Below are 17,064 nucleotides of genomic sequence, written 5' to 3' on the forward strand. Positions count from 1 at the left end.
AGTTCCCGGGCGACGAAGGCGCATTGTGACCTTTCAGGTGTGTATCCGGAAAGCACCAACCATGATCAAACTAGAATAGCGTCAAGTTCACACATGCGCACGTCGTAATAAGATTGGGCTTGAACATGCCCGATTTCCGTAAGGTTATAAAAAATGCACGTATTCAGCTCGGTTGTATTTGCGATCATTTGCACTGTTATAGCCGTCGTATCAGTTCCAAAATACGGCATTGCCCAAACTTGGGACATCGCATCCCGGCACTCCGTCAGCGGCGTAACGGTATATGATGCGGATGAGTTGCTAACTTATGCCGGCCAATTGGCCTTCAATCGGTCAGGTCGCATCACGGCGGACGGGGTCGCATCAACGATCACTCAAATCTACCGAGAAGACGGTTATTTCTTGGCTGAGGCCTGGCCTGGACCCGATGGGCAGAGCATAGTTGTGGATGAAGGGCGCATTCAAACCATCGAAATTGAAGGTGTAGATACGCGCACGTTCCAAACCCTGGAGAAGATCTTTCGCCCACTCACCACCGCATACCCGATAACTCTCAAACAATTTGAGCGGGCGGTCATGTTAGCCGAGGACATACCCGACTTGGACGTGTCGACCGAACTTGATTACCCGGATCAGGCTGGCGCTCGGTTGAGGGTACTGGGCGAACCTCTGCGCAAACAAGCCGGTAGTGCGACACTCGACAACCCTCCGCGTGAGCTGGGAGAAGCGCTCAGCTTCTATGTCGTACAAGAGTTTTATTCGACGCTGACCGTCGGGGATTTGCTGCGATTTGAGGGGTCTGGCAACTACAATTGGGACAAAGACGACGAACACTCTTTGTGGGGTGCTGTTACCTATCGCACGCCGCTGAACAGCGATGGTCTGTACGGTGAGGTTTTCTACGGAAACATAAACGCAAAACGTGATCTCTCGGGGGAGTTTGCAAGGACAGATGTTGATGGCGAGAACTTCACCGTCGCGTTGGGCTACCCGGTGATCCGCGATGTGGCCCGTTATGGATATCTTCTGCTGGATTATCGCCTTTCCGAAGCGGACTCAGTCAGTGGCGGCGTGCCATTATCCAGTGACGCAGGTGTCGTCGGCCTAACGTATCTCTATGGGCAAAACTATTCAAAAGGGCAAACTTTGGAGGCGGGATTAACCTTATCGTTTGGCAACAATAATACGACGGACGCGAATTTTGACGACGGCGACTCCTCATTCTGGCATCTACGGGGCGGCATTGGATACGAAAGCCCGCTTACGGGCTTGTCGCCCAACACAGCGTGGCGCACTGAGATCTGGGGCCAGTTCACAACCGACCGGCTGCCCTCGGTAGAGGAGTACTTCCTTGGTGATCGTTATGCTTTGCGCGGATATCGTTTTGACGAGGTAGATGGTGATTCTGGGATCTCCGCGATTTTCGAAGTGTCTCATTCCTACTTCCCCAGGTCCCAGAGCATACATCGCTTGACGCCCTTTGCCTTTTTCGACGTGGGTTACATCTCGAACAATGACCCTGCGAGTTTTGAAGTTGAAAGTGCTACACTGGCATCGACTGGTCTGGGTTTGGACATTGAGTTTAAGCAGAACCTATTCTTGTCCGGATATGTCGGTGTTCCTTTGAGGGACGGTCCTTTGACCGACTCTGGCGATCCTGGCGCGTATCTTGCTCTGACAACAAGTTGGTGAGGATGTTATGAAACGGAACCGCATTGCTTTACTTTCCGCAGCTTGTTTGATTGCCGGACTGGCCGCTACGCAGGTCTTTGCCCGCGGAAACCAATACGGTTGGTGCCGAGGTGTAGGGAACCCACACCAGTCCGGCCAAGGATGCGGGCAGACCGGTGGGCAAGGGCCAGGCAATCAAATTACCGGCCCAACGCAGCCGGTGGCAAATCAGTTGCCACCTCGGGGAACGCCGCAAACGCCCACGTCCGTTGCAGTGCCGGTCCTTGCGCCGGGCGCGGTTCCGAACGCAATTCCCGGTCGGGTTCCTATCGCGACGCCAATAGCGGTTCCCGGTCAGGTTCCAACGCCGATCGTAGCGCCGACACTAGCTCCGCCATTGGTGCCAAACCCGACACCAAACCGGGTTCCGACAGCCGTTCCCAATCAGGTTCCGCCGTTGGCTACCGGACCGACTGCTGTGCCGCCGCAAGTTCCGACTGCGACTCCCAATCAAGTTCCGATAGCTGTCCCTGGCCAGGTTCCGCCTCAACCCAATGTGCCGCCCCTGGTGCCGACAGCAACACCTAACCAAATACCAGTCGCGGTTCCTGGTCAGGTTCCGCCTCAACCCAGCGGTCAAACTGCTGTGCCACCGCTCGTTCCAACCGCGACTCCCAATCAGGTTCCCACAGCGGTCCCTGGCCAAGTTCCACAGTTGACACCAAAACCTACGGCAACTCACGTGGCCGTCCCAGGACATCCAAAACCACAAGGCGTAGTGACAGTTATGCGCCCAAAGCCAAGGCCGACGACCGGTACTGTCCAGCCAACTGGCACAACACAGGTGACCCACCATTTGACCCACCAAAGCAATTCAAAGAAACACGATCATGTCGCAGCAACACCTGGACGGCATGACCCGCACGACTTACCCAGGTTCCGCAACGCAGCGGCCAAGGAAAACTGGGAATGCGTTGCCAGCGGATTTGGACAGCGCCGTTACGACGCAGGGCGTGGTGTATTGCTGAACAGCGGAGCGTTGCGGCACCTAGGAAACGTGGACGCTATGGCGCGGGATGTACCAGCACGGCATCCAAAACACTCTGGGTGCATTATTTCGGTTAAACGAAAACAGCGCTGAAGCTTGTCTGGTAGCTATTGCTCGGACAAAGAGGTCAATCGACCAATATCGTCTGGTTTGGTGGAGTTTGTATTGCCCTTATTCCCCTAGCACTAACGTTGGCTGACGTAGCCCAACAATGCTCAGTACCTAAGTTTTGTCAAAATAGGCCAACAATCTAAAGCGCCGCACTTCCAAGAGGGGTCTCCGGCTATTTGGGCCGGTCTGGTTAGGCGAGCAAAAGCTTGAACGGCACCTTTGCAAAGTCAGATTTCAGCGCATTTCTGTAATTAGGGAGCCACGCGGCATCAATCAATCGGGCTCAAAGCGGTCGTTCGCTACAGTCCCCACGAACGACCGTTATGCGGACGGAACGGGCCTTCGCTGTGCCCTATTCGAATGGCAGTATTCCACTGAGAATTCATAAGAGCGGTTTGAACCAGCAAGGTGTACTACAGTCCTGTGCCGCCGCTCAGAACAGGCTGTGAGGTAGGATCAACAGCGAGTACTATAAATGAAAGCTTGGAAAATTAAATGGAGCTGGGTAGGGAGCCACGCAGCCGTCAAGCAACCGCATGTCGGTATCCTCAGTGCACGGACGTCGGCAGCAAAAGTTCGCGAGTATGTGGAGGTACTGTACCAGGTTCAAAAATACAATCTGTGCGAGCAACTTGATCAAGCTCGGTACAACAAACCAATGCTCAATCCTTATCCGGCCGCGATTGTTGGCTCATGGGAAGGCAGCATCACATGCGGGCATAATCTGTTTCTTGAAGCATTCTTAGCACAAGAAATCACTGTTGAGATTGACGAGGCTGGTCAAGAAGTGCTGTCGTACAAACGAATAGTGTTCGGCGACTTGTCTCAGAATACGTAGGCAATCGGAACGGTTGCCCAAGATCGCGGCACAAAGATTGAGGTTGGTGCAATGTGGCGCCTTGCGGCTTTATTGACAGAAAATATGAAGCTCCTATCGGCATCCTTTTTGCTTGGCTTAAGCCCGACCACGTCGTTCGGCCAAGATTGGGTATCAGTTTGTGTTTCAAATAACTCGGTTATTGTGAGAACCGAGAGGCAAGCTCGTCCTTTGGTTGTGGGTGTACATGGCGATATCTTGGCCGATAGCGCTTACGATTGTGCCGGGGATGTTTGCAGCTCTCCGGGCGTAGAAAACACAACTAGGTTTATGCAGTTCTTCCCGTCGGGCAGTGGTAGAGTTGGCGATTATCGGTCGATGACCTCAACTGTTACGATTAACGGGAACCAACTAAAGTCTAGTAGAGACCTGAGTTGCACGGTTTCGAGAGTGCAGTACTAGGTCCTATCAAGCCGCAAAGAGTCTTTAGCCAGAAATGCTCGGCAAAACTACGTTTGGATTGCCACTTGTTGAGTCGATCAATCAAAACCGACATTCGACACAACGTGCAGCATCGTTCAAGATGGGCTCTGAGCGGAAGATGAACCGGAGAATTCGAATGTCTGCTTGGGAGCAGCGAGCGGGAGATCCCGCCCGCCTATTTCGTTAAAGATCGATACGTTCGGCAATACTCAGCGCGTCTTCAAGCTCGACACCAAGGTAACGCGCCGTACTGTCCACTTTGCTGTGACCGAGCAGAAGTTGAACGGCACCTAGGTTCCCGGTCTTTCTGTATATCATAGCCGCTTTGGTGCACCTAAGCGAATGCGTGCCGTAGCTGGACGGATCGAGACCAATCGCTGACACCCATTCCCGGACAAGCCTAGCGTATTGCCGGGTCGAAAGATGCGGTAAAGCATGCATACGACTCGGAAATAGATACCGTTGTCCATGCATGTATTGAGAAGAGACCCATTGCGACACGACTTCACGTGTATTCTCTGTCACTTCAAATTGCGCCGGCTTTGCAGTTTCGCTTTGAACAACGGAAACCCGATCGCGAACAGTGTTGCCAACGGCAAGATCGTTAACCCTCAGGCGGACCAGATCGCACCCGCGCAACTTGCTATCGATGGCAAGGTTGGACAATGTCAGGTCTCTCAGCTTGTTTGCAAGTTCGAGTCGAGCGCGAATGGCCCAAACTTGCTTTGGCTGCAATGGCCGCTTTTGTCCAGCTAGTCTGCCATTGTTCCAAGGCGGACGACGCGTTGTGACAACGGGAAGTAGAGATTTGGACACCTTAGATCTCCGTCCATTCCTTTCCGCCCCGAACATCGACACTGTGCCGACAGCTGCAGTCTAATTGTCGCTCGTGAGTCTTCAGCACAGGAAAGTTCTCAGGTTTCAGGAACTGCCACCGCTGATCTTCTTACCCATCACATCCGCTGTCTGCCGCAATGGGTCATCTGCGAGGTGCGCATGGCGTTGCGTGGTGGACGGGTTCGTGTGTCCAAGTAACCGACCGACTATAGGCAGACTCAGACCGCTGGAAACCAGATGCGACGCATGTGTATGCCGATTTTCGTGGATACGGTAGTCTTGAAGACCTGCAGATGTGGTGACCGAGCTCCAAAGTTTCTTCAGATCCTTGTACGGTTGGTCCGGAGAGCGTCCCGGAAACAACCAACGACTTTCAGGAGATGCCCCTGCTTTCATTGCCGCAAGCAAATCACAGGTTGCTGACGAAATCGGCAGGTGCTTTTGTCGCTTTTGCTTTGTGTGGTGCGACGGCTTTGTCCACACCGCGCGGTCCAAATCGAAGTCTTCCCATTTTGCCTTCAGCACTTCGCCGATCCGTGCGCCTGTCAGAAGTTGCAGGCGTATAGCGTTGGCTGCAACCTGATTTGGATGCTCTGACAGAGCCACCAAAAGCCTTTGCAGCTCATCGTCTGACAGCCAGCGGTCCCGCTTTTCCTCGGGAAACTTTTCTATAGCGCGCGCCGGATTGTCAGAACGCTGACCCCAGCGTACAGACAGTTCAAACATTTTCGACATGAGGGCCAGAGTGCGATTGGCTTGATATGGTGTATCGCGCATTTGATTGTGAAGCTTTTGAACATGCTGACGCGTCACTTCAATGCCTTTAAAATCCCCAAGCTCGGGGAGAATGTATCGGTCCAGCATCGGCCGATCATTCCGAACACTACCGGGACGTTTCTTTGGCTCCGCATGTTCGGTCATGTATCGCTGCAAGTGAGTTCACCGTTGGTGAATGCCTGAGCGTTTGAGCATCCGCGACAGGATCTCCGCCGCGCACCACGTCAGCAAGAAGCGCGCGTGCCATTTCGCGGGCGGCGCCCAAAGACAAGGTCGGCCCATATCGCCCAAGTGTCTTGCGTTTCGACCGTCCGGTTTGTTGCTGAAATGCGATCGACACTTGATTTTGTTAGTCTGGCATTGGGCGTATTGCATCCAGATGACTTAGGTAGCATAGGGTAAGCAAAATGCGGGGAGTTGGGGAGAGCCTTGTAGCAACCACAGCGCGTGAATACTCCGATTTTGCAGGGGAGTACGCCACTCAATCGAACTGCCCATAATGCTGTCGAAAAAAGAGAAATAAGACTCTTAATCAGTGGGTTGCAAGTTCGAATCCTGCACGGCTCACCACTTTTTCCAAAGATTGATCAGGACGCGGCGCGGCGCGTTCACTTCTTTTCGAAGAACAGCACGACTTCGCCCAGCCGTATGCCAAAGCGCGAGACATAGGCGCGGTTCAGCAGGCGGTCGTCGTCCAGCAGCCACATCCAGTCGTCGAAATCGACGCGCATCGTTCCGTCTTTCACCGGCAGGTCGATGCGGTATTTCCAGTTGAACGTGTCGCCGCGCTCGGTTCCCGACGCGGTGCCCAGAACGCCGGGCGCGGTGCCGGTCCAGGTATCCTCGCCGGTTTTGGTCAGGGTCCAGATGCGCTGTTCCGTGGCGCCGTCATCATAGACGAAATCCTCGACCAGGGTCAGCGTCTGGCCGGCCCATGTCCCGTTGATGTCGACCGTGAACCGGCGCGGGATGTTGCCCAGAACGTCCTGGAACTGCCCATAGGCCACGGTGTGGCCCTCAAAGAACTCTTCGAGGTTCAGCTGGCGGTCCGACAGAAAAGTGGTCGGAACTTTTGGTTTGAAGGCACAGGCCGCCGTCAGCAGCAGGCACGCGAAGGCCAGTCGTTTGATGAGATGGGTCATTGCAGGGCCCTCGGGTCGGCGGTGCGGTCATGACCGTTTGCACCGGGCACATGCGCGGCCTTTTCCGGCGGGGCGGGGCGCATCGTGGCGACAAGCTCAGCCACCTTCAGGCCGAACTTGCGCATCTCCGAGCGGTTCATGATCGCCCCGCTCTCGGTCAGGTACATCCAGTCTGTCACATCCAGGGTATGGCCCCCGGCGTCTTCGGGCAGAACGATGCGATAGGTCAGCTTGACCGTCGCGCCCGAGATCACGCCGCGGCCTTCGCCGACGATGTCGTCGGCGGTTGCGGTAAAGCTGTTGCCTGTGCCCATGGTCAGGTACCATTTGCGGGTCATCTGCTTGCCGTTCGAATAGGTGAAATACTCGGTCAGGGTGCCGGAATTGCCGTTCCATTCCCCGATCATCCGCGCAACGAAGCTGTTCGACATCTTGCCGGTCGGGCCATAGATCAGCCCTTCGGACAGGATTTCTCCGTTCAGATTATCCTTCAACGAGAAATCGGGGCCGGTTCCGGCATAGTCCGACGGCGATTGCGCGCGAAAGCTGAGAAGGCGGGTTTTGACCGCGATCAGGGCCAATACGGCCAGTGCGGCAATCAGAAGGAATGTCATTTTGCGGGTACCTCTGTAGGCAGCGTCAGGACCATTCCGAACGCGCCGAGTTTCAGGATGCAGGGCAGCACGGCATAGGCCAGGTTGAGCGTTTCCAACGCCTGCGCCGAATTCGTCTGACCGGGCACGAAGCCGCTGCGCTCCAGCAGCGGAAGGGTGAAGAATGCGGCCAAAGCCAGCCCCAGTTTGCCGGCGAATGACCAGATGCCGAAGGCCGCCGAGGCATTCAGCCCCGCGCGTGTCAGCACCACCGAGAACATGGCCGGCAGAACCACCATGTCCGCCCCCAGCGCCGCTCCCGACGCCAGGCAGATCACCGCGAACCCGACCAGATTGCCGGGCGCCAGCATGGCCGCCCCGACAAAGCCCAGAATGGCCAGCGGCATCGCGATGATCAGAGTCTGTTTCGGGCCAATCCGGTTGCTGAGCCGCGCCCAGAGCGGCACTGTGGCCCCGGCGCTGAGGAAGAACAGGATCAGCAGCGGCCCGGCCTTGCCCGGCAATTGCAGCCGGTCCTCGACGAAGAACAGGAACAGCGTCGAGGTGATCGCAACCGGCAGGCTGTTGACGAGCGCCAGCGCCAGCAGACGCAGGGCCCCGGCCTGACCCAGCCCGTCGAACGACAACCCCTGACCGGTGATGGGCGCGCGCCGCCAGATCGGCAATGTCAGCACCATGGTGACCACCGCCAGCGCGCCCAGAAACAGCCCGAAGGCCGGATAGCCCTGCGCGCCCGCGCCCAAGGCGACGAACAGCGCCGGTGCGCTGGCGGCCAGGACCACGCCGGCCAGTTGTCCGCCCTCACGAAAGGCGGCGAGCGTCATCAACTCGCGCGGGGTGGCCTGTTTCGCCAGCGTCGCGCTGCGACCATAAAGCAGGATTGTGCCCAGGCTGTAGGCGGAAAACAGCAGGATCAGGATCGTCACGAGGGCGCCGACGCTCGCCCCCTGCGGCAGTGAGAACAACAGCGGAAAACCCACTGCCAGACCCCCTGCGGCCAAGACGGCAAAGCCCATCTGCCCGCCGGGCCAGCGGTCAATGGCCCAACCGATCAGCGGGTCTTGCACCAGATCCACCAGCCGGATCAGCAGCAGAACCGTACCGATCACGCCCAGGCCGATCCCGAGGTTCACCGCCGCGAAACGCGGCAGATGGATGTAGAGCGGGATACCCGCCGCAGCAAGCATCAGCGCATAGAGGCTGACACGCGGATACAACATCACTGACCCCGCAGCTGGCGCGTAAAGGCGGCGGACCGGGTGTTGTTTCCCAGAAAGATCGACATGAAACTGCGCTTGATCCCCGGATAGGACAGGGTGCAGGTCTTGCGACCGTTGCGCCAGAACTCGATCGCGTTGGGGCCTTTGGTGACGGCCAGATAGCTGTCCCCGGCACCAACCGCCTGATAACAGGTTTTCAACTGCGCCTCGATCGGGGCGCTGTTGCCCTGCCGGGCCATCTCGTCCAGCGTGGATTCGATCAGCGCCTTCTGCTTCAACGATTTCCGATAGGTCAGCTTCAGGCCGAAATCCTGCGACCAGCTGAGCGGGCCGCCGCCTTTGGTGAACAGCTGCGCGTCGTAGATCGGCAGACCGAGGAACCGGAAGGTGGCAGTGCCGCGCAGCTCGGCATCGGGCAGCAGGTTGGTGACGGGGGTGGCCGCCAGCCCGGCAGGGGCCAGCAGAACCAGGCTCAGGATCGCTGCGTTACGGGCTGGCCGTAACCGGGACAGCGACGCTTGGATCACGTATCGCATTTTCAGCTCCGTTGGTTTGCGGATCGCCGGTCAACAGCCCGACCACGTGCATCGCGCTGGCGATTCCGTCTTCGTGGAACCCGTGCCGGTTGTAGGCGCCGGCGAACCAGGTCCGGTTGCGGCCCTGCATTTCCCGGATCTGGCCCTGCGCTTTCAGCGCGGCCTTGTCGAACACCGGATGGGCAAATTCCACCTCGTCATAGATCTTGTCGGGCGCGATGTCGGAGGACGGGTTCAGGGTGACGAACAGGGGGTCGCTTTCGGGGATGTTCTGCAACCGGTTCATCCAGTAGGTCACGCCCACGTTGCCCGCCTGCGAGCGGTAGGTCCAGCTGGACCAGCAGGCGCGGCGGCGCGGCATTTGGCTGGGGTCGCAGTGCAGAACCGCGCGGTTCGGCTGATAGCGGATCGCGCCCAGGGCCGCTGTCTCGTCGGCGGTGGCGCTCTGACCCAGAATGGCCAGCGTCTGGTCGGAATGGGTGGCCAGGATGATCTCGTCATATTGATCCGAGCGGCCCTGCGCCTGCACGGTCACGCCTAAGGCGTCGCGGTCGACGCTCGAGACCGGCGCGCCGAGGCGGATGTCGCAACCCCGGCCGCGCAGAGCGGATTCGATCCGGCGGACATATTCGATGCTGCCACCCATTACGGTCCACCACTGGTGCTGGGCGCCGCGTTTGCTGGACAGCAAGGCGTGGTTGCGGAAGAACTGCACCAGCGACCGCGCCGGGAACTGATCGACGAACTCTACCGGAGTGGACCAGATCGCGCCGCACATCGGCATCAGATAGTTGTTGCGGAACCAGTGGCCCAACCGCATCTGGTCAACCAGTTCACCAATCGTGGTGTCATCATCCCGAGCGGCCTCGGGCGCTTCTTTGCCAAAGCGCAGGATGTCGGCGATCATCTTGTAATAGGAGGGCCGCACGAGGTTGCGCTTCTGCGCGGTGATCGTGCGCAGGTTGTTCAGACCATATTCGATGCGCCCGTTGTCGATTGTGGCGCCAAAGCTCATCTCGCTTTTGATGACCGGCACATCCAACTCACCGAACAGCTTGGTCAGATAGGGATAGGTGGCATAGTTGAAGACGATGAACCCGGTATCGACCGGTTGGTCGCCGTTGCGCCCGGCCATCACCGTGCGCGCATGTCCGCCCAAACGGGGTTCGGCCTCGTACAGGGTGACGTCGTGACTCTCTGACAGGTAATAAGCCGCTGATAATCCTGAGATGCCTGCGCCTACAATTGCGATTTTTTTCCGTACGCCCCGGGTTTCGTCGAACATGCCATCCTCTTTATGCGACATTTTACAATAAGATACGCAGGGTAGGCCGGAGCGGATCAAATCCGCGCCATGTTTTTCCCTGTTTCCCGCTGATCGGCGGGCAGTGCGTCAGGATTGCATCAATCGCGGTTGCTGGTGATCCGAGGTCCGCCCGTCCGCGTAATGAAAGATGTTATGATCGAGACAACCCAACCCAAGACCGCGGCTGTTCACGCTTCGGCAAATGCGAACCGCCCTGCATGAGCAGTTTTGACGGAAAAACCTATTGGATCATCGGCGCCAGCGAAGGTCTGGGCCGGATGCTTGCCGAAGCCTTGGGCGGTCAGGGCGCGCACCTAGTGCTGTCCGCGCGCAATGCCGAGCGGCTGGAGCAGATCTGCGCTGCGCTGCCTCATGCCCGTGCGGTGCCGCTGGACGTGACCGATCTGGCGCAGGTGCGCCGCGCCGTGGCCGAGGTCGGCCCGGTGGACGGTCTGGTCTACAACGCCGGGGCCTATGAGCCGATGCGCGCGCAGGACTGGAAGACCGAAGCCGCGCTGGCCGTCAGCGACGTGAACTATTCAGGCGCGCTGCGGGTTCTGGGGGAAACCGTGCCGGCCATGGTGCAGGCGGGACGTGGCGACATTACCCTGATCGGGTCGCTGGCGGGCTATCACGGACTGCCTGCGGCGATCGGGTACGGGTCCAGCAAGGCGGCGCTGGTCTCGCTGGCCGAAACGATGCGGCATGACCTGGCGGGAACCGGGGTGACGGTGCGCATCGTCAATCCGGGGTTCATCAAGACCCGGCTGACCGACAAGAACAGCTTCAAGATGCCGATGCTGATGGAGCCCGAAGACGCCGCGCAGCGCGTGCTGCGCGCAATGGCGCGCCGGCGCTTCCGTACCGACTTTCCGGCGCCGTTCTCGTGGGTCATCCGGCTGATCGATTACCTTCCTGATCTTCTGGTCTATCGCGGAAAATAGACTCTAACCAAAGCGTCCTTGGCAGAACCAGCCCGCCGACATGGTGCCGCCATGGCCGTAGAACAGCCATAGCCGCTCGCCCTGTTCGGTCACCACCACCCAGTAATCGCGCACGCCGCTGCGCCAGTTGGGGTCATCCAGCCACCATTCCGGGGCGATCCGTTCCGGGCCGGTGGCCTGCGCCAGGTGCCAGTCGCGCCCGCGCCAGCGGAAATTGGCGGGCACATCGGGGCGGTCGGGGGCCATCACCGGCTCGGGCCGCCACATCAGCAGGGGGCGCGGGCGCGGCGGGGCGGGCCAGTCGCGCGCCGGTTCCGACCAGGCCGCCGCCAGCGTCTGGGCGGTTTTCTCGGGGATGTGCGAGGCCGCCGGGTGCCGCCGCGTGATCGCCTCGAGCCCCACCCGCGCGCCCAGTTTGCCGATCAGGTCGTCCAGCGCGGTGTTCCCCTCCAGCCGGTTGCGGACGGCGCGGCTGGCTTCGGCATGGCCGGTCAGGGTGCGGGCATGCACCGGCTCGGTCTGCACCGCCGCAAGGCGCAGCATGTCGATTCCATAGCCCGCGTCGATCTGGTCGATTTTCATCTCTAACAAAGGGCGAATGCGGTGTTTGTCGTGGCTCGGCCGGGCCAGCCCGATCTCGATGATCTCGGCCGCCTGATCGGTTCGGTGCGCCTCGAGCCGCAGGGTCCGCGCCCCGCGCGCCTTTTCTTCCAGCCGCGCGCACAGGGTCGGCAGCATCCGGTCGATGGCGGCCATCACGTCCTCGGCCAGACCGATCGGGTTGGGCAGGGTCATCCGCACCGCAAAGTGATGCGGGGGCCGCGCGGGCGAGACCGGCTCGGGTGCGCTGCCCATCGCCTGATCCAGCCGCAGCACCAGCCCGCGCCCGAACCGGCGGGCAAGGGACGCGCGCGGCTGGCCCAGCAGGTCGCCGATCCGCCGCAGGCCCAGCCGGTTCAGCTGCGCCACGGTCTGGTCGTCCAGCCGCAGCGCGGCGATGGGCAGGGGGGCAAGCGCGCCATAGGCCTGCCCCGGCGGCGCGACCCTGGCTCCGCCGCCCACGGTCACCACCTGCGGCGCGGCGCCGCCCTTGGTCCAGTGCCGCCGCTTGCCAGCCCGGGCGCGGGTGGCGCGGGCCTCTTGGGAAATGGCGTCGCCATTGCGGTCGGACGTGGCCTCTTGCCCGGCATAGCGCGCCAGCGCCCAGGCCGCGCCCAGCGTGTCGGCGATGCCCATCTGCACGCTCAGCCCCATGTCGGCGCAGTCGGTCTCGATCACGTCCAGCAGCGCCTCTTCGCCGCCGAACAGATGGGCGCAGCCCGACAGATCGACGATCAGGCCGTCGGGTGCCTCTTCGGCGACCCAGGGGCTGAACTTGCCCGCCCAGCGGCGCAGCGCGGTCAGAAATGCGGCCTCGGCCGGGGCGTTGCGGGGGCGGGTGACAAGGGCCGCGCACATGGCATGGGCATCGCGCACCGGCTGGCCCACGCGCAGACCGGCAGCCTGTGCATCAGTGTTCAGCGAGGTGATGACCTGCATGTTCGACTGTTCGGCCACCACCGCCAGCGGGCCAGAGTGCAGGCCCCGCGCGGCGCGGATCAGCCGTTCGGCCCCCAGACGGGGGAACCACAGCGAGAGTATTCGGCGTTTGGGCATCGGGCAGACATCAAGGCGTTCTCATTTTGTTCTTATCTGAGAATCATGCCCCGAGTCGAGTCCGCCCTTATCCGCAGGTCAGCCGCTGAATGACCCCGGCTCCGTTCACATAGACGTTCAGCCGGTCGATGCGGTAATCCTGCGTGGCGATGTCATCAGGGCCCAGAACGCGGCTCCGTTCCGGCAGGCTGGTCTGAATGGTCGAGACCGGTTGCCCCACGGACTGGGCAAAGGGTTCGCCCTTGCAGAAGGCCAGATCCACCGGGGCGGCATCCAGCTCGGCAGAGCCCGGTTCGGGCAGGTCGGTTTCGGCGCAGGCGGCCAGGACGATCAGGATCGGGATGAACCGGTACATTGGCGCTCCTCTTTTCGGCAATGTCGTTTCTGAAATATCAAAAGCTTACAGAGACTGCCATGAAAGCGCAGTTGAAAACACCCTGTATTTGACGCAGGGTCGGGTCAAACAAGACAGGGAGACAAGCAACATGCGAACCCGTGCCGCCGTCGCCGTTCAGGCGGGCAAGCCCTTGGAAGTGATGGACGTGAACCTCGAAGGCCCCAAGGCGGGCGAGGTTCTGGTCGAGATCAAGGCCACCGGCATCTGCCATACCGACGAATTCACCCTGTCGGGCGCCGACCCCGAAGGCCTGTTTCCGGCCATTCTGGGCCACGAGGGCGCGGGCGTCGTGGTCGAGGTCGGCCCCGGCGTGACCAGCCTGAAGCCGGGCGATCACGTGATCCCGCTCTACACCCCCGAATGTCGCGAGTGCGAATACTGCCTGCACCCCAAGACCAACCTGTGCCAGGCCATCCGCGAGACGCAGGGCAAGGGTTTGATGCCCGACGGCACCTCGCGTTTTTCGACGTTGGATGGGGATCCGATCCTGCACTACATGGGCTGCTCGACCTTCTCGAACCACACGGTTCTGCCCGAGATTGCACTGGCCAAGGTGCGCGAGGACGCGCCGTTCGACAAGATCTGCTATATCGGCTGCGGTGTTACCACCGGCATCGGCGCGGTGATCAACACCGCCAAAGTCGAGATCGGCAGCCGCGCCATCGTGTTCGGCCTGGGCGGTATCGGCCTGAACGTGATTCAGGGCCTGCGTCTGGCCGGGGCCGATCAGATCGTCGGCGTCGACCTGAACCCCGCCAAGGTCGAGATGGCCGAAAAGTTCGGCATGACCGATTTCGTGAACCCGTCCGAGGTCGAGGGCGATCTTGTCCCCTATCTGGTGAACCTGACAAAGGGCGGAGCGGATTACACCTTTGACGCCACCGGCAACGTGCAGGTGATGCGCGCGGCGCTGGAATCGGCGCACAAGGGCTGGGGCGAATCCATCATCATCGGCGTGGCGCCCGCGGGGGCCGAGATCTCGACCCGTCCGTTCCAGCTGGTCACCGGACGGTCGTGGCGCGGCACCGCCTTCGGCGGCGCGCGTGGGCGCACGGACGTGCCCAAGATCGTCGACTGGTACATGGAAGGCAAGATCGAGATCGACCCGATGATCACCCACACCATGGGTCTGGACGACATCAACACCGGCTTCGACCTGATGCACAAGGGCGAAAGCATCCGGTCGGTGGTGGTTTACTGACAATCGGAATTTGCAAGGGCGGGGTTTAACCCGCCCTTTTTGTCTCTTATCTTCACAGCATTGATAAATACCTGAATAGAGAGACTAAATTGACCACTGATGCAACGGAACGCCTGGCCGTTCTGATCGACGCCGAAAACGTACCGGCAAAGCATGTTGCCGAGATTTTCGAAGAAGTTGCCACATTGGGTGAGGCCGGTCTGCGCCGGATCTACGGTGACTTCTCGGGTGGCACGCCGCAGGGTTGGAGCGCCGAGAAACTAGCGGAATACGCCATCGTACCGCACCAGCAATTCGCCAATACCACCGGCAAGAACGCCGGGGATATCGCCCTAGTGATTGATGCCATGGATATACTGCATTCTGGCCGATTTGGCGGCATCGTGCTGGTGTCGTCAGACAGCGACTTTACGCGGTTGGCCAGCCGAATCCGTGAGCAAGGGTTGAGCGTGTTCGGGATCGGCGAACGCAAAACGCCCAAAGCCTTTGTCGCAGCTTGCAACCGGTTCATCTACATTGAGAATATCAAAAAGGAGGAGATGCAGGCGAACGAATCTCCGGAGAAATCCAAGAAGCCGTCTGCCAAACAAGAGCTGAACCATGCTTATCAGTTGATCCGGAATGTCGTCCTGAAATCGGATGACCCGGACGGGTGGGCTGCACTTAGCGGCGTTGGGAGTCAGCTCAGCAAGAACTATCCCGATTTCGACACACGTACCTATGGGTTCAAAAGGTTGAGCGATCTGGTGCGCGCGACAGGCAAGTTTGACGAGGCCAGTGCAAACGGGAGCCTTAAAATCAGGCCAAAAGATAGATAATACTTTATGCCGTTCCGCCGCGTTATGACCCCGGCCGTGCTGAGGCCCCGGTGTCAGAGCGCGGCGAGCGGACGCGCAAAACCGGCTTGTTCGGCGATACATTTGCCCGGCTTTCGCGCCAGACGACGAAGATGCCCGATGCGATGATGATCGCGGCCCCCACGGCCACCCATTTGTCGGGCTTTTCGCCGAAGAACACCGCGCCGAATATCGTGGCCCAGATGATCTGGCTGTACTGGCTGGGCGCGACCACGCCGGCGGGCGCCGCGCGATAGGCCAGGATGATCAGGTGCTGGGCGATCACCGAGAACACGCCGACCAAGGCCATCATCGCCAGATGGATCAGCGAAGGCGGCTGATAGACCGCTGGTTGCGCAAGGCTCATGACCGCGATCGCCAGCAGCATCGGATACAGGATCAGCACGGCCGAGCGTTCCTCGTTTCCGATCTTGCGCACCAGCACGGATGCGAAGGCGCTGCAGAACGCGGCCGTCAGGGCGGCAAGGTGGCCGAGGGTGATCTCGGTCGCGCCGGGGCGCAGGACGATCAGCACTCCGATCAGGCCCACGCCCACTGCGGCCCAGCGTTGGGCGCGCACGACCTCGCCCAGTATCGGGATCGACAGGACGGTGACGATCAGCGGAAAGGAAAACAGCAGCGAATAGACTTCGGCCAGGGGCAGGACCGAAAAGGCGTAGAAGGCACAGGACATCGACGTGACCATCAGCCCCGAGCGTAGCATGACCAGCCACGGGTGATGCGGCCGAAAATTGTCAGCGGTCCGGTCCGCCAGAATCGTGACCGCCATCGGCACAAATGAAAACAGCGTGGCAAAAAAGATGATCTGCAGCACGGAATAGGTGCCGCCCAGCGTCTTGATCAGCGCGTCATGGGTGGCAAAGACGGCAAACCCGAGAAAGGCAAAGCCAAGTCCCTGCAGGGTCGAGTTCTGTGTGCTCATCTGGCTGGTCCCGGGCGATTGGATGCTGTGTCTGAGGCCTGATTAAACCCAATCGGCAGAGTCGGATAGTCCAAACTTTACCGCTAACATCTCTGCGGGATCGGCCGTTCAGCGCAGGATCGGCGGAGCCCCGGCCGGTTGGCGGGCGGCCGCGACACCGGCCTGCATCCCCGCGCCGATGCGGCGGGCCAGCGCCACCCAGGGCGTGGCCGTTTCCGGGGGCAGGGTGCCGTGGGCGACCTCTTCGAACAGGTCCAGCCAATGGGCGAACATTTCGGGTTTCACGTTCGGACGCTCGATATGCACGCGCTGCGGATTGCCGCTGTAGCCGCGCTCGTACAGGATGGCGTTGCGCCAGAAGGCGGCGATCCGGTCCTCATGCGCGGGCCAGTCGGTGACGTGGCGGTTGAAGATCGGGCCCAGCAGGGCGTCCTGCCGGACGCGGGCGTAGAATGCGGTGACCTGCGCGCGGATCTGGTCGGGCGTGGCGGGAAAACGTGGGGGCAGCACGGGCCGGGTCATGGT

At 60.2% G+C, this 17,064-nt stretch carries 17 protein-coding genes; 5 read left to right on the forward strand and 12 right to left on the reverse strand.

The features are described 5' to 3' along the window. Window positions 1-153 precede the first annotated feature (153 nt). Both ACR3EL_RS00770 and ACR3EL_RS00775 read left to right on the forward strand, forming a co-directional pair. The gene (locus ACR3EL_RS00770) at window positions 154-1,692 is read left to right on the forward strand and encodes a ShlB/FhaC/HecB family hemolysin secretion/activation protein (RefSeq protein ID WP_170369048.1); all 1,539 of its coding nucleotides are present in this window, start codon (window positions 154-156) and stop codon (window positions 1,690-1,692) included. Between the two features lie 1,613 nt (window positions 1,693-3,305). Beyond that, entirely contained in the window at window positions 3,306-3,668 is a 363-nt protein-coding gene (locus ACR3EL_RS00775; RefSeq protein ID WP_170340909.1) for a hypothetical protein, read from the forward strand. 645 nt (window positions 3,669-4,313) lie between these two features. Here ACR3EL_RS00775 and ACR3EL_RS00780 read toward each other — a convergent pair. The 8 genes from ACR3EL_RS00780 to ACR3EL_RS00815 form a co-directional block, all read right to left on the reverse strand. Beyond that, window positions 4,314-4,982, reverse strand: coding sequence for a tyrosine-type recombinase/integrase (locus ACR3EL_RS00780; RefSeq protein WP_480720039.1), 669 nt, complete (start codon window positions 4,980-4,982; stop codon window positions 4,314-4,316). A gap of 69 nt (window positions 4,983-5,051) precedes the next feature. After that, window positions 5,052-5,831: a tyrosine-type recombinase/integrase gene (locus ACR3EL_RS00785; RefSeq protein ID WP_480656815.1), complete on the reverse strand. Its 780-nt coding sequence runs from the start codon at window positions 5,829-5,831 to the stop codon at window positions 5,052-5,054. Between the two features lie 19 nt (window positions 5,832-5,850). Beyond that, window positions 5,851-6,084: an integrase arm-type DNA-binding domain-containing protein gene (locus ACR3EL_RS00790; RefSeq protein ID WP_367646656.1), complete on the reverse strand. Its 234-nt coding sequence runs from the start codon at window positions 6,082-6,084 to the stop codon at window positions 5,851-5,853. Window positions 6,085-6,352: 268 nt separating this feature from the next. Beyond that, complete coding sequence (locus tag ACR3EL_RS00795; RefSeq protein WP_170340913.1) at window positions 6,353-6,886, reverse strand: DUF3833 family protein; 534 nt, start codon at window positions 6,884-6,886, stop codon at window positions 6,353-6,355. After that, window positions 6,883-7,500 carry a DUF3833 domain-containing protein gene (locus ACR3EL_RS00800; protein WP_093964038.1) on the reverse strand — a complete coding sequence of 206 codons (618 nt, stop codon included), beginning with the start codon at window positions 7,498-7,500 and terminating at the stop codon, window positions 6,883-6,885. The genes ACR3EL_RS00795 and ACR3EL_RS00800 overlap by 4 nt, the downstream gene beginning before the upstream one ends. Further along, window positions 7,497-8,720 carry an MFS transporter gene (locus ACR3EL_RS00805; protein WP_170369050.1) on the reverse strand — a complete coding sequence of 408 codons (1,224 nt, stop codon included), beginning with the start codon at window positions 8,718-8,720 and terminating at the stop codon, window positions 7,497-7,499. Before ACR3EL_RS00805 ends, ACR3EL_RS00800 begins: the two co-directional genes overlap by 4 nt. Beyond that, window positions 8,720-9,256 (reverse strand): hypothetical protein, encoded by a 537-nt coding sequence (locus ACR3EL_RS00810; protein WP_170340917.1) that lies wholly within the window; start codon window positions 9,254-9,256, stop codon window positions 8,720-8,722. Before ACR3EL_RS00810 ends, ACR3EL_RS00805 begins: the two co-directional genes overlap by 1 nt. Then, on the reverse strand, window positions 9,207-10,541 hold the full coding sequence (locus tag ACR3EL_RS00815; protein WP_170340919.1) for an NAD(P)/FAD-dependent oxidoreductase: 1,335 nt from the start codon (window positions 10,539-10,541) through the stop codon (window positions 9,207-9,209). Before ACR3EL_RS00815 ends, ACR3EL_RS00810 begins: the two co-directional genes overlap by 50 nt. 239 nt (window positions 10,542-10,780) lie before the next feature. Here ACR3EL_RS00815 and ACR3EL_RS00820 point away from each other — a divergent pair, with 239 nt between their 5' ends. Next, a complete protein-coding gene (locus ACR3EL_RS00820) occupies window positions 10,781-11,506 on the forward strand; it encodes an SDR family NAD(P)-dependent oxidoreductase (protein WP_170340920.1) in 726 nt (241 codons plus the stop codon). Between the two features lie 3 nt (window positions 11,507-11,509). On the opposite strand, the gene ACR3EL_RS00825 is transcribed toward ACR3EL_RS00820, so the two are convergent. Both ACR3EL_RS00825 and ACR3EL_RS00830 read right to left on the reverse strand, forming a co-directional pair. After that, window positions 11,510-13,162, reverse strand: coding sequence for a Y-family DNA polymerase (locus tag ACR3EL_RS00825; RefSeq protein WP_480720044.1), 1,653 nt, complete (start codon window positions 13,160-13,162; stop codon window positions 11,510-11,512). Window positions 13,163-13,229: 67 nt separating this feature from the next. After that, window positions 13,230-13,517 (reverse strand): I78 family peptidase inhibitor, encoded by a 288-nt coding sequence (locus tag ACR3EL_RS00830; RefSeq protein ID WP_170340924.1) that lies wholly within the window; start codon window positions 13,515-13,517, stop codon window positions 13,230-13,232. A 130-nt stretch (window positions 13,518-13,647) separates the two neighbouring features. Between ACR3EL_RS00830 and ACR3EL_RS00835 the strand changes: the two genes are divergently transcribed. Next, the gene (locus ACR3EL_RS00835) at window positions 13,648-14,760 is read left to right on the forward strand and encodes an S-(hydroxymethyl)glutathione dehydrogenase/class III alcohol dehydrogenase (RefSeq protein WP_170360395.1); all 1,113 of its coding nucleotides are present in this window, start codon (window positions 13,648-13,650) and stop codon (window positions 14,758-14,760) included. 89 nt (window positions 14,761-14,849) lie between these two features. Continuing rightward, a complete protein-coding gene (locus ACR3EL_RS00840) occupies window positions 14,850-15,578 on the forward strand; it encodes an NYN domain-containing protein (protein ID WP_260063756.1) in 729 nt (242 codons plus the stop codon). A gap of 22 nt (window positions 15,579-15,600) precedes the next feature. On the opposite strand, the gene ACR3EL_RS00845 is transcribed toward ACR3EL_RS00840, so the two are convergent. Together ACR3EL_RS00845 and ACR3EL_RS00850 are read right to left on the reverse strand one after the other, a co-directional pair. Next, window positions 15,601-16,539 carry a DMT family transporter gene (locus ACR3EL_RS00845; protein ID WP_170433682.1) on the reverse strand — a complete coding sequence of 313 codons (939 nt, stop codon included), beginning with the start codon at window positions 16,537-16,539 and terminating at the stop codon, window positions 15,601-15,603. A 108-nt stretch (window positions 16,540-16,647) separates the two neighbouring features. Beyond that, the gene (locus tag ACR3EL_RS00850) at window positions 16,648-17,061 is read right to left on the reverse strand and encodes a group III truncated hemoglobin (protein ID WP_480720048.1); all 414 of its coding nucleotides are present in this window, start codon (window positions 17,059-17,061) and stop codon (window positions 16,648-16,650) included. Window positions 17,062-17,064: the final 3 nt, after the last annotated feature.

The sequence above is a fragment of the Ruegeria sp. BJ3 genome, assembly GCF_056535665.1.

Bases quoted from the DNA above. Each gene is read 5' to 3' on its own strand.
- ACR3EL_RS00775 (WP_170340909.1), top strand. From the start codon at position 3,306: ATGAAAGCTTGGAAAATTAAATGGAGCTGGGTAGGGAGCCACGCAGCC.
- ACR3EL_RS00835 (WP_170360395.1), top strand. From the start codon at position 13,648: ATGCGAACCCGTGCCGCCGTCGCCGTTCAGGCGGGCAAGCCCTTGGAA.
- ACR3EL_RS00800 (WP_093964038.1), bottom strand. From the start codon at position 7,500: ATGACATTCCTTCTGATTGCCGCACTGGCCGTATTGGCCCTGATCGCG.
- ACR3EL_RS00770 (WP_170369048.1), top strand. From the start codon at position 154: ATGCACGTATTCAGCTCGGTTGTATTTGCGATCATTTGCACTGTTATA.
- ACR3EL_RS00805 (WP_170369050.1), bottom strand. From the start codon at position 8,720: ATGTTGTATCCGCGTGTCAGCCTCTATGCGCTGATGCTTGCTGCGGCG.
- ACR3EL_RS00820 (WP_170340920.1), top strand. From the start codon at position 10,781: ATGAGCAGTTTTGACGGAAAAACCTATTGGATCATCGGCGCCAGCGAA.
- ACR3EL_RS00830 (WP_170340924.1), bottom strand. From the start codon at position 13,517: ATGTACCGGTTCATCCCGATCCTGATCGTCCTGGCCGCCTGCGCCGAA.
- ACR3EL_RS00815 (WP_170340919.1), bottom strand. From the start codon at position 10,541: ATGTTCGACGAAACCCGGGGCGTACGGAAAAAAATCGCAATTGTAGGC.
- ACR3EL_RS00825 (WP_480720044.1), bottom strand. From the start codon at position 13,162: ATGCCCAAACGCCGAATACTCTCGCTGTGGTTCCCCCGTCTGGGGGCC.
- ACR3EL_RS00850 (WP_480720048.1), bottom strand. From the start codon at position 17,061: ATGACCCGGCCCGTGCTGCCCCCACGTTTTCCCGCCACGCCCGACCAG.
- ACR3EL_RS00780 (WP_480720039.1), bottom strand. From the start codon at position 4,982: ATGTTCGGGGCGGAAAGGAATGGACGGAGATCTAAGGTGTCCAAATCT.
- ACR3EL_RS00845 (WP_170433682.1), bottom strand. From the start codon at position 16,539: ATGAGCACACAGAACTCGACCCTGCAGGGACTTGGCTTTGCCTTTCTC.
- ACR3EL_RS00810 (WP_170340917.1), bottom strand. From the start codon at position 9,256: ATGCGATACGTGATCCAAGCGTCGCTGTCCCGGTTACGGCCAGCCCGT.
- ACR3EL_RS00785 (WP_480656815.1), bottom strand. From the start codon at position 5,831: ATGCTGGACCGATACATTCTCCCCGAGCTTGGGGATTTTAAAGGCATT.
- ACR3EL_RS00795 (WP_170340913.1), bottom strand. From the start codon at position 6,886: ATGACCCATCTCATCAAACGACTGGCCTTCGCGTGCCTGCTGCTGACG.